The sequence below is a fragment of the Alienimonas chondri genome (assembly GCF_013036045.1).
Lineage (GTDB): Bacteria > Planctomycetota > Planctomycetia > Planctomycetales > Planctomycetaceae > Alienimonas > Alienimonas chondri.
In genome coordinates this window covers 1-14,196 of record NZ_WTPX01000124.1, presented here as the reverse complement: position 1 = coordinate 14,196, position 14,196 = coordinate 1, and the positions used below count along the sequence as shown (strand labels likewise).

14 protein-coding genes, 1 tRNA gene and 1 pseudogene are annotated in these 14,196 nt (G+C 69.2%); 10 read left to right on the top strand and 6 right to left on the bottom strand.

Annotated features, from left to right (window positions below; all coding sequences use genetic code 11):
* Positions 1-639, top strand: a pseudogene (locus LzC2_RS16170) (hypothetical protein); the annotation flags it as partial.
* 128 nt (positions 640-767) lie between these two features.
* On the opposite strand, the gene LzC2_RS16165 reads toward LzC2_RS16170, so the two are convergent.
* Entirely contained in the window at positions 768-2,309 is a 1,542-nt protein-coding gene (locus LzC2_RS16165; protein WP_171188892.1) for a dihydrolipoyl dehydrogenase family protein, read from the bottom strand.
* Between the two features lie 190 nt (positions 2,310-2,499).
* Here LzC2_RS16165 and LzC2_RS16160 point away from each other — a divergent pair, with 190 nt between their 5' ends.
* From LzC2_RS16160 to LzC2_RS16145, 4 genes are all read left to right on the top strand, one after another.
* Positions 2,500-2,973: a hypothetical protein gene (locus LzC2_RS16160; RefSeq protein ID WP_171188890.1), complete on the top strand. Its 474-nt coding sequence runs from the start codon at positions 2,500-2,502 to the stop codon at positions 2,971-2,973.
* Between the two features lie 71 nt (positions 2,974-3,044).
* On the top strand, positions 3,045-3,515 hold the full coding sequence (locus LzC2_RS16155; protein ID WP_171188888.1) for a PA2169 family four-helix-bundle protein: 471 nt from the start codon (positions 3,045-3,047) through the stop codon (positions 3,513-3,515).
* Between the two features lie 240 nt (positions 3,516-3,755).
* Positions 3,756-4,085, top strand: coding sequence for a hypothetical protein (locus tag LzC2_RS16150; RefSeq protein WP_171188886.1), 330 nt, complete (start codon positions 3,756-3,758; stop codon positions 4,083-4,085).
* A 39-nt stretch (positions 4,086-4,124) separates the two neighbouring features.
* Positions 4,125-4,661, top strand: a complete 537-nt coding sequence (locus tag LzC2_RS16145; protein ID WP_171188884.1) for a hypothetical protein — start codon at positions 4,125-4,127, stop codon at positions 4,659-4,661.
* 79 nt (positions 4,662-4,740) lie between these two features.
* On the opposite strand, the gene LzC2_RS16140 is transcribed toward LzC2_RS16145, so the two are convergent.
* Positions 4,741-4,995 carry a hypothetical protein gene (locus tag LzC2_RS16140; protein WP_171188882.1) on the bottom strand — a complete coding sequence of 85 codons (255 nt, stop codon included), beginning with the start codon at positions 4,993-4,995 and terminating at the stop codon, positions 4,741-4,743.
* Positions 4,996-5,075: 80 nt separating this feature from the next.
* On the opposite strand from LzC2_RS16140, the gene LzC2_RS16135 reads away from it, so the two are divergent.
* Together LzC2_RS16135 and LzC2_RS16130 are read left to right on the top strand one after the other, a co-directional pair.
* Positions 5,076-5,537 carry a phage holin family protein gene (locus tag LzC2_RS16135; protein WP_171188880.1) on the top strand — a complete coding sequence of 154 codons (462 nt, stop codon included), beginning with the start codon at positions 5,076-5,078 and terminating at the stop codon, positions 5,535-5,537.
* A complete protein-coding gene (locus LzC2_RS16130) occupies positions 5,534-6,952 on the top strand; it encodes an AI-2E family transporter (protein ID WP_171188878.1) in 1,419 nt (472 codons plus the stop codon). Before LzC2_RS16135 ends, LzC2_RS16130 begins: the two co-directional genes overlap by 4 nt.
* Before the next feature lie 76 nt (positions 6,953-7,028).
* On the opposite strand, the gene LzC2_RS16125 is transcribed toward LzC2_RS16130, so the two are convergent.
* The gene (locus LzC2_RS16125) at positions 7,029-8,654 is read right to left on the bottom strand and encodes an alkaline phosphatase family protein (RefSeq protein ID WP_171188876.1); all 1,626 of its coding nucleotides are present in this window, start codon (positions 8,652-8,654) and stop codon (positions 7,029-7,031) included.
* 118 nt (positions 8,655-8,772) lie between these two features.
* Here LzC2_RS16125 and LzC2_RS16120 point away from each other — a divergent pair, with 118 nt between their 5' ends.
* Complete coding sequence (locus tag LzC2_RS16120; RefSeq protein ID WP_171188874.1) at positions 8,773-9,345, top strand: hypothetical protein; 573 nt, start codon at positions 8,773-8,775, stop codon at positions 9,343-9,345.
* A 152-nt stretch (positions 9,346-9,497) separates the two neighbouring features.
* Here LzC2_RS16120 and LzC2_RS16115 read toward each other — a convergent pair whose 3' ends face one another.
* Together LzC2_RS16115 and LzC2_RS16110 are read right to left on the bottom strand one after the other, a co-directional pair.
* The gene (locus LzC2_RS16115) at positions 9,498-9,884 is read right to left on the bottom strand and encodes a hypothetical protein (protein WP_171188872.1); all 387 of its coding nucleotides are present in this window, start codon (positions 9,882-9,884) and stop codon (positions 9,498-9,500) included.
* Between the two features lie 130 nt (positions 9,885-10,014).
* Positions 10,015-10,088 (bottom strand) — tRNA-Asp (locus tag LzC2_RS16110).
* A gap of 188 nt (positions 10,089-10,276) precedes the next feature.
* Between LzC2_RS16110 and LzC2_RS16105 the strand changes: the two genes are divergently transcribed.
* Both LzC2_RS16105 and LzC2_RS16100 read left to right on the top strand, forming a co-directional pair.
* Positions 10,277-11,692, top strand: a complete 1,416-nt coding sequence (locus tag LzC2_RS16105) for a hypothetical protein (RefSeq protein WP_171188869.1) — start codon at positions 10,277-10,279, stop codon at positions 11,690-11,692.
* A 47-nt stretch (positions 11,693-11,739) separates the two neighbouring features.
* Positions 11,740-12,729 carry an adenosine kinase gene (locus LzC2_RS16100; protein ID WP_171188867.1) on the top strand — a complete coding sequence of 330 codons (990 nt, stop codon included), beginning with the start codon at positions 11,740-11,742 and terminating at the stop codon, positions 12,727-12,729.
* Between the two features lie 97 nt (positions 12,730-12,826).
* Here LzC2_RS16100 and LzC2_RS16095 read toward each other — a convergent pair.
* The coding region (locus tag LzC2_RS16095) for a 30S ribosomal protein S1 (protein ID WP_171188865.1) at positions 12,827-14,196 on the bottom strand (1,370 nt) is incomplete at its 5' end.

The following is a 14,196-nucleotide window of genomic DNA, read 5'->3' as shown; positions in this document are numbered from 1 at the left end:
GTGCGTCTCCGCGTGCCCGCCGCCGCAACGGCGACCGCCGACGCCGACGCCGTCGTGATCCGGGCTCAGAACCGGGCCGGCCGCGGTCGGAGCGTCCAGCAGGCGGAGCCGATCCGCCCCGTCGCTCGGCCCGCGGTTCAGCAAACGGCTCCGCAAATGCGGACGGCTCCGCAGACGATGCCGGCCCCGGCTCCGGCCCCGGCGAGCGGCATTCGCCCGGTCTCCGGCCACGTCGAGAGCCACCCCCACGTCCACGGAGCCCCCGCGGTTCACAGCGGCCCCGCGGTTCAGGGCGGCGTCCCGCAGCACGCCGGGCCGCACGGCGGCTACGCCGACTGCCCGCAGTGCTACGGCAACTGCCCGCCCGGAGGCTGCCCGACCTGCCTCGGCACGCACGGCCTGGCGCCGTTGCCCCCCTGCGGCTTGTTCGCCCAGGGCGGCCCCTTCCATCGCGGCGGCACGTTCGTCCCGCAGCACCGCCACGAGTACTCCTACAACGCTCCCGAGGGTTACCTCTACCCGCCCGGCGCCAACCCGAACGTCCCCGGCAAGATGGGCCCGATGCCCGTCACCCAGTACCCCTACTACACCACCAAGGGTCCGGACGATTACTTCCACGACCGTGACGGCGAGTACTGAACCGACCCGCTGAGCGGAATCGCCGAGCCGAAAGGCTCCGCCCGCTGAACGACGATCGCGTCCCGGCCCCTCCCGAGGGTCCGGGACGTATTCGCTGGTTCATGCATCTGTGCGGAGGCGGACCGCGATCAGGAGAGCCCGGCTTTCGAGGCGCCGGTCGAGGCGCTTTGCTCCGCCTGATCGAAGGCGTCCTGCAGGATCTCCGCCGCCAACGACGGATAGGTCAGCGGCACGGCGACGAGGTCGGCCAACGTCAGGCCGTGCTTCATGGCCACGGCGAACAGGTTGATCAGCTCCGCCATATCCGGCCCCAGCAGATGGGCGCCCAGCAGCTTGCCGGTCTTCGGTTCGAGCAGCAGGCGATAGCCCGCACAGGGTTCGCAGCGCTTCCGCAGAGCGCCCTTCGTGCCGATGTCCGCCTCGAGCAGATCGAAGGCGACGCCCTGCTCTTCCGCCTCCTTCGCCGTGAGACCCACCGCGGCCAGCTCCGGCTCCGTGAAGGCGGCGCTCGGCAGCGGAGAGACGTTCGGCGCCGCGGGCGTTCCGGTCAGAATCGCCTGCACCACCGCGTCCCCGTGGGCCTCGGCGACCGGCGTCAGCATCGGATGGCCCAGCCCCGCACAGTCCCCCGCGGCGAACACGCGGGAGTTCGACGTGCTGACCAACTCGTCGGTCACCGTCACGCCCTGCTCGTCGCAATCGATCCCCGCGGCGTCGCAGGCCAGCGACTCGACCGCCGGCGTCCGCCCCGCCCCGTGCACGACCGCGTCGCAGGAGATGCGGAGCGTCTCCCCGTCGGCCCCGTTCTCCCGCTCCGCCACGGCGATCAGCGAACCGTCCGGGGCGTCCTCGATCGCGGTCAGCTTCACGCCGCATTCGATCCGGGCCCCCAGCCCGCGGGTGCGGTCGGCCAGGCGATCGGCCAACACGTGGTCGAACGGGTCGAGGATGTGCGGCGTCGCTTCGAGGATCGTCACCTCCCGATCGGCCCGCAGCAGGGCGTGGGCGAACTCCAGGCTGATGTACCCCCCGCCGATGAACACGATCCGCTCCGGCACGTCCGCCACGTCCAGGAACTGGTCGGACAGCGTGAGGCGCTCCTTCCCCGGCACGTCGATCGGCACGGGAATCGACCCGGTCGCGATCACGACCTGCTCGAATCGCAGCGTGATCGGGGCGGCGCCCCCCTCTCCCGCCGGTACCTCGCCCCCCGGCACGTCGCCCGCCGGTACATCGCCCCCCGGCACGTCCCACGGCTCGACCACCAGCGTGTCCGCCGCCGTGAACCGGGCGTTCCCCGCAAAGCAGTCGGCGCCGGCCTCGCGGAACTGATCGACCCGGCTGGGCGGGACGGGGTCGGTGAATGAGGTCTGGAAGGCGTGCAGCCGGGGCCAGTCGATGTCGACCGTGTTGCCCCCTTCCACCATCACGCCGTGCGAACGCCGGGCGGCGTCCACCACCTTCGCGGCGTTCAACAACACCTTTTTCGGGTTGCAGCCGCGTAACGCACAGGTGCCGCCGAACCGCCGTCGATCCACCGCCGCGACCCGTTTGCCGCTGTCCTTCAACCCGCTGACCACCGTCCCGGCCGCCGGGCCGCTGCCGATCACCACCACGTCGTAACGACGTTCCGCGGCCGGGGAAGCGGAATCGGGGGGAGTCTCAGACATCGCGGGATCGGGCGGCGGGTGAAGCAATCAGCGGGGGGAGCGTTCAGGTTGGCAGAAACGGGGCCGCGGCGGCCGGGGGGATCATCCCGTCGCCTCGCCCGGGTTCGGCCCGGGGTGACGATGGGGACGAGCGGGGATAATTGGGCACCGATCAGCCGACCCGTCCCTTCGTCGAAGAACCCTTTCCACAGTGGCCTACAAAACCGTCCGAGAGCTGTTTGAAGTCGTGCATCGCTGGCAGAAGCGGGTGACCGCGTTCTGCGAGGAGGTCGCCGAGCGCTCCGCCGACGAGCAGACCACGGCGCTGATGGACTATTTCGCCGCCCACGAGCGCGAATTGGGCCGCTTGATGAGCAATTATCCGGAGACGGTCCGCGAAGGCATCCTCGACACCTGGATCCAGCACACCAGCGAAGACGAGCTGCGGACGTTCTTTCAGAAGGTCGATCTCGACCCCGATCAATCGCTGGACGAAGCGACCGCGATGGTCGTGGAGTTCGACGACCGCCTCCGCGACATGTACCGCACGCTCTCGGAGAGCAGTCAGGTGCCGCCGCGTGTCCAAGCGGTGTTCGAGAACCTGCTGGACGCTCAGGAATGGCAGACGCTCCGCAACGCGTGGAGCGCCACCGAGAGCGAGCAATTCAGCGAAGGCCAACCCTGACGGCCCGCCGCGGCAGGGGCCGAACCGGCTGCCGCATCTCTCGTCCCTTCACTCTCGCCCCATCGATTCTCATGTCTCTCGAAACGAAAACGAACCTGTCCGACGCCTCCGTCGGTCACCTGCAGGATCTCATCCAGATCAACATCGACAGCAAGGACGGCTTCGCCGAAGCCGCGGAGCAGGTCGGCGACGATCGCATCGCGGCGCTGTTCCGTCAGATCGGCGAAATCCGCAGCAAGAACGCCGACGAACTGCAGGGCCTGGTCGCGTTGAACAACAAGGAACCGCAGGAACGCGGCAGCATCGCCGCGGCCTTCCATCGCACCTGGCTGGATCTGCGGGCGAAGCTGTCCGGCAGCGACAAGGCGGCCGTGCTGGCCGAGGCCGAACGCGGCGAGGACCACATCAAGGCTCAGTACGAAGAAGCCGTGAAGGCCGATCCGGGCAGCGCCGTCAGCGACGTGCTGCATCGCCAGTTGGCCGAGGTGAAGGCCCACCACGACCAGATCCGCGACCTCCGCGACGCCTATCAGGCCGCCTGACGATCGCCGCCCTCGATCGATTCGCCTGACGGCCGTTCCGCGATTGCGGGGCGGCCGTTTCTATTGGGCCGTTCGCAATTCGGTCTTTCGTCTTGAACCGTTCATGCGACGGGGGCGACCGGGGGGCAGGCTGGGACTTTTCCTCATGTGCGAATGCGGGTCGGGCGGTGTGATAGAATTTCCCCAGGGCGGCCCCCGCCGCCCCCGGTTCACTGACCACTCGACTACCGGACTCTTCCGATGCCCGACGGCACCTTCGACCAGACCGGCTCCGGCCTCTACACGCCGGACGCCGAGGCGGAGGCGAACCCCGCCGACGTCTCCGACGAGCAACTGCTCGCCCATTACCGGCAGCAATTCGAGCAGACCGCGGCCGACTACCCCGCCGGCACCGTCCTGACCGCCTTCGGCCTGGGCGTCGGGCTGGGCACGGCCCTCGGCTTCGCGTTGGGTCGCATCGTCCGCCCCCAGCCTCCCAGCCTGCCCAACCGAGCGGAACAGCTCGGCGAACGGCTGCTCGCGTCGATCCGCGATGTTGTCCCGGACAACGTCGCCAAGTACCTCGATTGACCGCCCCGGTCGTTCCCCGCCCGCTGATCGGTCTTCGCCTTGGCCTCGCCCCCCTCTCCCGTCGCCGCCCCGCGGCCTGATTCGTCCGACCCCGCCGCGTTGCTGGCGTCGATGGAAGCGGTCCGCGGTCGTGTGGACCGTCACGCGGCGGATTTCTCCGAAGCGGCCCGCCGCTCCGGCGACTGGACCTGCTACGTTCGCTCGGCGCCCCTCGCCTGTGCGGCGGCGGCGGCGGCGGTGGGCTACCTCGCCGTGCCGGCCCGGCCCCGTTCCCCGAAGGTCGTGCGGACGAAAGGGAAACGACGCAGCAGCGACAGCGAAGCGGCGAGCCCCAAGGAGGTCGTGGAGCGGCCCGTTTCCGGCAAGGGGCCGTGGATGGGCTTGGCGGCGGTGATCGGAAACGTGGCGGTGCGGGCGGGGACCGCTTACCTCTCCCAGAAGGCCGGTTCGATGTTCGGCGCCGCCGCGGCCGATGCGGACTCCCCGTCCGCCGGACCGACGGAACGCCCCCCCGGCGAAGCCCGCGGGCCCGGCGCCTCCAGGAACGCCGACCGCCCCTTCGGGAGCCCGCGATGAACCGTTTCCCCCGCCCTCCGGCCCTCGCTCCGCCCGTGAATCCGCCGCCCGCGAACCGGACGCCCCAGAACGGGACGCCTCAGAATCGGACGTCCGGGAGCACGCCGTCCGGGAGCACGCCGTCCGGCCGTCGATTGCCGCAACGCCCGGCCGCGGCCGCGTCGTCGGGCGTTTCCACGGGCGTGCCGTTGTCCGGGTTGCGGTCGCCCTCGCCGGGCATTCGTTTGGCGGAGCCCGGGTTGAAGGACGTGGCGGCGGGCTGGGTGGCGAGCCATCCGGCGATCGGCCTCGGAGCGGCGGCGGCCGTGGGGTTGGCGTTGGGCTGGGCGCTCAAACGACGCTGACCCCGTCCACGGTTTCCGCCCCCGGTTCGCGTCCTCGGTTCTCGCCCCCAAGCCTTGCTGCTCCTCGCTGATGTTCACGAACGGCCGACCGCCGCTGCCCCCCGTCGAACTGGGCCGAAGCGGTCAGGCGTTGCTCTCCGACCTGACGGAACTGGGCGAGCTTCAAGCCAAGTTGTTGGCCGCGGATGCGAAATCGGCCGCGAATCGCTCCGTCCTCTCGTTGGCGTTGGTGGCGATCGGCGTGGTGCTGGCGGCGTCCGGATTGCCGGTGCTGCTGGTCGCCGCGGGTTACGGGCTGGTCGCCGCGGGACTCCCGGCTTGGGCCGCGTTTTTAATCGCGGCGGGCGTGGGGTTCGCGATCGGCGGCCTCACCGCCTGGCTGGGCCTCAAGGGACTGATGCGAGCCGCCGGGACGTTCTCCCGCAGCGGCGACGCGTTCTCCGCGAATCTGCGTTGGGTCAAAGCCTCGCTGAGCGGCGGACGCTCTGAACCCCAACGACCGTCGGTGAACGGGCCGACGTCCCCCCGATGACGAATACCCCCTCCAACGCCGCCCGCGAGGAATCGCTGGACCTCGCTTCGATCCCGCCGCTGGAGTCGATCCCGCCGCAACTCGGATCTCCGGGCGGTTCGCTCCCGGCGCCGACCGTGGACGCGGGGTGGAACACCCGCACCAAAGCGTTGGAGGTGCTGGCGATTCTCGCCCTCGCCTACACGTTGTTCTTCGCCCGGGCGGTGCTGCTGCCGTTCACGTTGGCGGTGGTGCTGGCGCTGCTGTTCCGCCCGGTCGTGCGGTATCTGCGAAAACGGTGGCGGGTGCCGGAGTACGCCGGCGCCGCGGGGGCGCTGGTCGGGACGATCGCGATGCTGATCGTGGCGCTCTCCCTGTTGGCCCTGCCGGCGGAGGACTTCGTGCGGGGGCTCCCGGAGAAACTCGACGCCGCCAGCGTGAAGCTGAACCAGGAGAAGCTGTTCAAGTCGTTCGTTTCGATGCAGAAGAAGCTGAACGGCGCTGGCGATCTGGGCGTGTCGACCGAGACCCCCGCGCCGCCGCGACGCGAGGGCGAGGACGATGAGGAGCCGGAGGGCGACGACCCCGATTACGCCGCGCTCGGCGCCGCCGGTCCCGGCGCCGCGGCCGAAGTGCGGCAGGCGGGGGGCGTCGAAGTCGAGGAGGAGGACGAACCCGCCACGATGGTCGTGGAGGAGCGTCCGCCCAGCCTGTTGAACCGCGTGTTCAGCAGCGCCCCGGAGGCGCTCGGCGGGTTCGCGTTGGCGTTCGTGTTCCTCTACTTCCTGCTCGCGGAGGGGGATGCGATCCTCAACAACACGATCGCGTTGCTGCCCACGATGGCGGAAAAGCGGGAGGCCGTCGGCCTGACTCGAGCCGCCGAGAAAGGCGTGAGCCGCTATCTGATGCTCGTCTCCGCCATCAACGCGGCGCTGGGCGTGTGCATCGGCATCGCGATGTGGCTCGTCGGCCTGCCCAACCCCGTGCTGTGGGGCGTGATGGCCGGCATGCTGAACTTCATCCCCTACGTCGGGGCGTTCATCGGGGCGGGGGTCGTGTTCCTCGTCGCCTACCTCGAACCGGATTTCGGACTGCTCGACGCTGCAATGGCGCCGCTGTGCTACATGTGCATCAACCTGCTGGAGGGGAACTTCCTCACGCCGGCGGTCCTCGGCAAATCGATCTCGCTGAACCCGCTGATGGTGCTGTTGAGCCTCGCCTTCTGGGGCTGGATCTGGGGACCGACGGGCGCCGTGCTGGCGGTGCCGCTGCTGTCGATGACCAAGATCGTCTGCGACGACGTGGAGTCGCTCCGCCCCCTGGCCTTGCTGCTCGGTCCTCGCATCGAGAAAGACGACTCCGCTTCGGACTCGCCCGATGCGGAGTCCGAAAAACCGGCCGCGACCGCGGCGCCGGCGGTCGCTCCCGCGGCGTGACCGCAACGCCCGTCGCGGCTCCCGCACCGGAGGGTTCGGCCCGCCGTCCGCAACCACGGCTCGCCTTCAGCCTCGGTCACTCGACGACGCGGCCCTCGCCCGGTTCCCACGGCGGGGTGGCGTTCAGACACCGCATCGCCAAGGGGACGACGTCCACGGTGCGGGGGTGATCCGGCATCGCGACATCGTCCGGCAGTCCGCCGAAGATCAGCGGGCTGGCGCTGTCCAACTGATGCAGCGAGCCGTGCGATCCGCCGAAGTGCGTCGTGGTGCGGGGCAGACGGAACTCCGACCCCGGGAACGCCGTCGCCCACAGGGCGCCGCTTTCCGGGAAGAATGACGTCGTGATCCGCTCAAAGGCGTTCGGATAGTCGGGGAAGGTGATCAGATCGACGCCGTCGGCCCCTCCGCCCGACTCGATTCGGCCGTCCAGCGCCTTGAGATCGCCCTCGTACCGCCAGAGATTGCCGTAGCGATCGACCGCGGTCGCTCCGCCGGGAAGCTCGACAGCTTCCGGGCCGCTGGCGGGCGAGAATCGCAGCGTGCCGCGATTCGCGGTCGCGACGTAGAACATGGTCGGCTCGTTTCCGGGATTCGGGCCGCCGGTCCGATGAATCGGCGTCCGCCAGATCGCCTGATCGATGCGTTCGCACGTCAGCACGGCGTCGCGGACCTGTTCCAGCGAGGGTCCGTCTTCGGACAGATAAATCTGAGCCGCCCGCATATTGGGACAGACGAGCAGCTGCTCGCCGCGTTCCCAATCCTCGCCCCCGTGGACGACGCTGAAGTCGGACAGAACCTCCGTCAGATCGATCTCGCGTGCGTTGGGGTCGTCGTCGCAGTCGGCCTGGCTGTGGTCGCCGGTCATCAGGAAGGCGAACTTCTCCAGGAAGGAGTCGACCCCGCCGTACAGGGCGAACAACCCGCCGAGCGTTTTATCGAGCTGTTCCAGCACCGGCAGGGCGTTTTGCGGGCCGTGCTCGTGGCTCTCGAAATCGTTGTTGGGAAAATACGCGAGCGTGTAGGCCGGCGGACGGTTCCGACCGTACAGATCGAGGAGGAACTGCGAGGTCGCCTCGTCATGAAATCCGTATCGCCGGGTCGGGCCGCCGGGCGCTTCCAACGGTTCCCCGCCCTCGACGCCGCCGGAGCGGCAGAAGTCCGCGAGCGTCATGACGGTCGGTCCGAGCAGTTCCGTGGCCATCGACACGCCGGGAGCCAGTTCGAACTCGACCGGGGTGTGCAACGCGTGCGGATGCGGGCCGCGAAACCACATGCTGTTCAGCGCCGCGGTCGAATGACCGACCTCTTCGAGCATCTCGAAGACGGTGTCCGCCTTGAGCCGATGGAAGTTCAACCCGATCTGGAAGTCGTGGATGTACCGCCCGGGCGACTCCGCGAGGATCGTCCAGATGTCGTCGCCGAAGTAGGCGACCTCGTTGGTTTCCGGGTCGAACCAGTAGGCGCCGGCGATGTGGGTGCGATCGGGGTACTGCCCGGTCGTCAGGGCGCAGGTGGCCGCGGGCGTGATGGAGGGGAAGATCGAGGTGCAGTCCCAGCGCACGCCGCCCCGCTCGATCACCGCGGCGACGTTCGGTAGCTTGCCCGCGTCGATCGCGGGTCGCACGACGCGGGACGCGAGCGCATCGACGATCACCTGCACGACCGGCTTGGGGGGACGGGGGTCGGCGGAATCGGACACGAATTGCAGCTCGGGACGGTCGGCGGGGACGTGGGCGTCTAATCTACGCTGCCTCGCCTTCCGGTGAAGGCCGCCGCTCCGCCGGTTCGACCCGCTTGCCTCCTAATCGCACCCTCCGATGGCCGCATCTGCCGAATCCCCCAACCTCGCTGACGCCGCGGCCGCCGATCAAGCCGCGGACGCGAACGCGGAAGCCATCCCGGTCCGGGCGGCGGTGGTCGCGGAAGTCGAGGCCGCGGACCGTCTGATCGATCGACTCGCAGAGGCCGGCTTCACCGTCGCGGAAATCTCCGTCCTGTGCAGCGACGAAGTCAAAGAGGCTCATTTCCGCCGCTTTGAGCATGAAGACCCCGCCGGCGATTTCACCCCGCAGGCGATCGCGTCCGGCGGGGTGACCGGTTTGCTGGTCGCCGGCGCCGTGGCCGCGGTCGGGGCGGCGACCGGCGGGCTGGCGGTGATCGGAGCCGCCGCGGTCGCCGGAGCCGGCGGGATCTCGGGCAGTTTTCTCGGGGCGATGCTGACCCGTGGAAACGAGGGAGAACTCGCCGATTTTTACGATCAGGCGGTCCGCGAAGGGCAGATTCTGATCGGCGTCGAAGTCCACGGGCCCCGCTCCGCCGCCCGGCTGGCCAAAGTCGAGGAGATCTTCGCCGCCGAGGGCGTGCGTTCCCTCAGCCTCGCCGACGGCTGAGCGGGTCGCCGGGCGGATCAGCGCTGCGGGAACAGACGAACGCCCCGGCCGCGGCAGAGCCGCGACGCGGGGCGTTCTGAGTTTCTTAGACGTCGTCGGTCGTGATGAACGGGGGCGTGCCGTTCGTCCCGAACAGACGCGATGAGCTTCGCTCAGCCGTCGTCGCGTTTTTTGTACCCGCCGCCGCCGCTGGAGTAGCCGCCGCCGCCGCCGGAATAGCCCCCGCCGCTGCCGCCGCTGCTGCTACCGCCCTTGTAGCCGCCGCTGCTCCCGCCGCTCGGCTTGAATCCGCCGGTCTTCTTGAAGGGGGGACGATCCGCGAAGGGCGCCTTGGGACGCGGTTCTTCGAGGCGCCGCTTCAGGCCGTTCGGTTCCTCGCCGGCGACGCGGCTCACAGCGACATGCACTTCCCGGATGAAGTCCGCCAGCCGACTCGGTTCCATCTCCGCAGCCGGTCCGCCGAGATAGGCGGCGACGAGGTTCACCGTGCTGTCGAGCACCGGGTTGCCGGTGTCCTGAAACTGGCGAGAAGTTTTCATCGTGGGAACGGCGGGGAGAGAGAACCGCTCCGCATTGGACGGCAGCGGGCCAGCGTGGCTGATGGGGCGGGGGATACGAAAACCGCCCCCGGACGGTAACCCGTCCGAGGGCGGCTTGTAAGCACGGGAGCGAGGCCGACGGGACTTGAACCCGCAACCCCCGGATCGACAGTCCGGTACTCTAACCAATTGAGCTACGGCCCCGTGTGACTGAGCGGGGCTCGGTGCAAGACCGAAGAACCCGGCAGTCGCCCCGCCGGACACTCGCCGGCGGAGCCGGGTTCGCATCAGCGGGGCGGTGAGTCTACCGAGAGCCGCGATGTCGTCAACCGAGGAAGCCGTGTCCCCCGATTCAGCGGACGCGAACCCGGAACCCCGGCTATCCTGCCTTCGTGATTCGCACAGCCGCACCTCTGTTCCTCGGTCTCCTGCTGTCCGCCGGCCTGGCCGGTTGCACGGGCGAGCCGGCGCCCGCCCCGACCCCGGACGTGCCCGTGGTCGAGTGGCCCGACGATCCGGCGCCAGTCGCCGCCGAGAACCCAGCTCCCGCAGTCCCCGACGATGACCCCGCCCCCGTCGTGCGCCCGGTCGATCGCGAACCGCCGCTGCCCGGCGCCGCCGTTCTCGCCGGGGCGGGGCTAACGCAGCTTGCCGGGGATCGGCTCACCGTCGTCACCGATCGCCCCGAACATGCGACCGGATTGCCCGCCCTGATCGAAGCCGCGTGGCCCGCCTGGGTCGACTACTTCGGCGCCCCCCCGCCCCGGCGAAACGCAGGCGATGCCGAGGCCGACCCGCTGATGACCGCGTTCCTGATGGCGGAGCCGGATCGGTTTCGCTCCGCCGGGGTGTTCCCGGACGACCTGCCGCCGTTCCTCACCGGCCGCCAGCGAGGCCGCCGGTTCTGGATGTACGACGTGGAGGAGGAGTATTTCCGTCGCTCGCTCACGCTGCACGAAGCGACGCACGTCTTCATGGGCCTGCACGTCGATCGACGCAACGCGGGACCGTTGTGGTATCTGGAGGGGATGGCCGAACGCTTCGGCGCCCACCGGATCGAGCCGGACGGGTCGCTGAAAGTTCGCGTCATCCCGGGCGACGAGGCGGCGGCGGGCGGATGGGATCGCCTCGAACGAATCCGGGCGGACGTGCAGGCCGATTCGATTCCCTCGATCGACGAGATCGCCTCGCTCTCCGACGCCGACTTCCTCGACGGCGACCGCGGCTACGCGTGGTCGTGGGCGCTCGTCACGTTCCTCGACGCCCATCCGGCCTACGCCGAGACGTTCCGCACGCTGAGCGATCCGGGACGACGGGGCGACCTGTCCGTGTTCAATCCGGTCCGGCGACAGATCGACGCGGAATGGCCGGCGTTCGCCACGGAGTTGGTCCCCGGCTACGACGTGGCCGCGAACGCGGTGCAGTTCCGATCAAAGCTCGTCCAAGCTCCCGCCCCCGTCTCCGCAGACCAAGGATGGCAGGCCTTCGGTTCGGTTCGGAAAGGCCAGACGGTCACGGTGAACGCCGCCGGCCGATTCACCCTGGCTGACGATCCGAAGCCTTGGGAGAGCACGGCGGACGGGATCAGCTTCGACTATCACCGCGGGCAACCGATCGGGCAGTTGCAGGCGGCGGTTCTGGCCGACGCCCCCGCCCCGCCGATCGGCTTGGCGGAGCCGATCCCGGTGGGAGCGGAAGGCAGCTTCGTCGCCCCAAGGGACGGAACCCTGTACCTTCGGATCAACGATCGCCCGGACCGCCGCGCCGACAATCGCGGCGGCGTCACGGCGCTGATCGAACTCGAGTGATCCCTCACGCTTCGCCCCTCTTTCGCCCCGCAGAGGGGCCGCTTCGTATGCCGCTGAACGTTTACGGAATCGGAAACGCCCTGGTCGACGTGCAGGCCCGGGTGCCTGACGAGCTGCTCGCCCGCGTCGGCTACGAAAAAGGGGTGATGACGCTGGTGGACGACTCCGTGCAGATCCGCGTGCTGTCGGAACTGGGCGAGATCGACACCAACCGTTGCGCCGGCGGGAGCGCGGCGAACACGATCCTGGGCATCGCCCAGTTCGGCGGTTCGGCGGCCTATGCGGGGAAGACGGCGGCGGACGACCTCGGCGAGTTCTTCCTGAAGGACATGCGGGCCGCGGGCGTCACGATCGAAGTGCCCCCCGCCGACGAAGGCCACACGGGCACCTGCGTCGTCCTCATCACCGAGGACGCCGAACGCACGATGCTGACGCACCTTGGCGTGTCGGCGACGCTCAGCGATGCGGACATCGTCAACCGGGATCTCGGCACCTCGGAATGGGTCTACGTCGAGGGCTATCTGTTCGGCACGGAGCAAAACCAAGCCGCGGCCCGAGCGGCGATTCGATCGGCGAAGGCGGCCGGGGCGAAAGTGGCGCTGACGGTCTCCGACCCGTTCCTCGTCAACGCCTTCAAAGCGGACTTCCTCGAACTCATCGGCGGTCCCGTCGACCTGTTGTTCTGCAACCTCGACGAAGCCCGCGGGCTGACGGGCAAGGACTCCGCCCGCGATTGCGCGAACGACCTCGCGGCCCTCGGCCCGCGGATCGCGCTGACGATGGGGGCGGAGGGCTCGCTGCTGGTCGACCCGCTGGGGCTGGAGCACGTCCCCGGCGTCCCCGTGAAGGCGATCGACACGACCGGCGCCGGCGACATGTACGCCGCCGGCGTGCTGTACGGCATCACGAACGGCCTCGAATGGGAGCAGGCCGGCCGACTGGGATCGCTGAGCGCGGCGAAGGTCGTCAGCCAGATGGGCGCCCGCCTCGCCGAGCCGATTTCCAAGGCGGAGATCGCCGCGGCGATCAAGGGCTGATCCGGCTCCCCGCCCGAATCGCCCGCAGCCGGAACGCAGAAAGCCGCGATCGCCTTCCGAGGCGATCGCGGCTTTCGCATGGAAGCGGCGGCGGCGCTTAACCGCCGAACTTGCTCGGGTCGCCGAACAGGCCGCCCTTGCCGTCGCCGGTGCCGCCCTTGAGCGGCCCCTTGCGCTGGCGTTCGTAGGCGGGGAGATCCGGCTCCTCATCCTTCTTCTTGCCCTTGCCGCGGGGAGCGGCCGACGCCGGTTTGTCCTTCAACGCTTTCAACGACAGCGAGACCCGCTTCCGGTTCGGTTCGACCGTCAGCACCTTGGCTTCGACCTCCTCGTTGACGCGAACGATGTCGGACACGCGGCTGACCCGCTTGTGGTCCAGCTCGGAGATGTGGATGAGGCCCTCGACCCCCTCCTCGATCTCGACGAACGCGCCGAATTCCGTGCAACGGGTGACCTTCCCCTTCAGCGTCGAACCGACGGGATAGCTCTCTTCGAGCTGCTGCCACGGGTCCTTCGACAGCTGCTTCATGCCCAAGCCGACTTTGCGGCTCTCGGGGTCGACCTTCAGGATCTTGACCTGAATCTTCTGGCCGTCTTTGAGCACGTCGGAGGGGTGACCGATCCGGTTGTGGCTGATCTCGCCGATGTGAAGGAAACCGTCCACCCCGCCGATGTCGACGAAGGCGCCGTAGGGCTTCATCGCCCGCACGATGCCGTCGCGGGTCTCGCCGGGCTTGAGGGTCTCCCAGAGCTCCGCCTCCATCCCCTTGCGGGCTTCCTTGAGCACCGCGGCGCGGGAGAGCACGAGGTTCTTCTTCTCCGGCTTGACCTCGATGACGCGGGCCTCGATCCGCTGGCCGACGAACTGCGACATATCGGAGACGAAGCCGATGTCGATCTGGCTGGCCGGCATGAAGCCGCGCAACTGGCCGACCTGCACCTGCAGGCCGCCCTTGTTGGTGCCGGTCACGCTGCACTCGACGGTCTGGCCGACGTTCACGCTGTCCCAGTCGCCGGTCACCTTACGACGCCCGCGGGGGCTGCTGAGGTGAATCAGGCCGTTTTCGACGTCGACGCGATCGACGAAGAACGCCCCGTTGAAGCCGACCGGCGGGCCGTTGCCGTCCGGGTAGTCGGTGCGGGGGATGATGCCCTGCAGCCGGCTGCGTTCGAGATTCACGAACAGGTCGCTGTCGGTCTTGGAGTCGACCTTGCCCATCAGCTTGGTGCCGGACTCGATCGACTCCTCGTCGCCGATCATGTTCGGCGCGGGGGCGTCCTCGCCCTCCGCCGCCTCGCCGTCGGCAGGAGCGGCCTTCGCACCTCCGGCGTTCATCTGGCGGGAGAGGGCGTCGTCGCTGAGCCCCGCGGAGATGCTCGCTTCGAGTTCCTTATCCAACTCCGCGGACTTGGGGATCGCGATGCCCTGCGGCGACCGCGGGAGCGAAGGCGCCTTGGCGGCGTCCG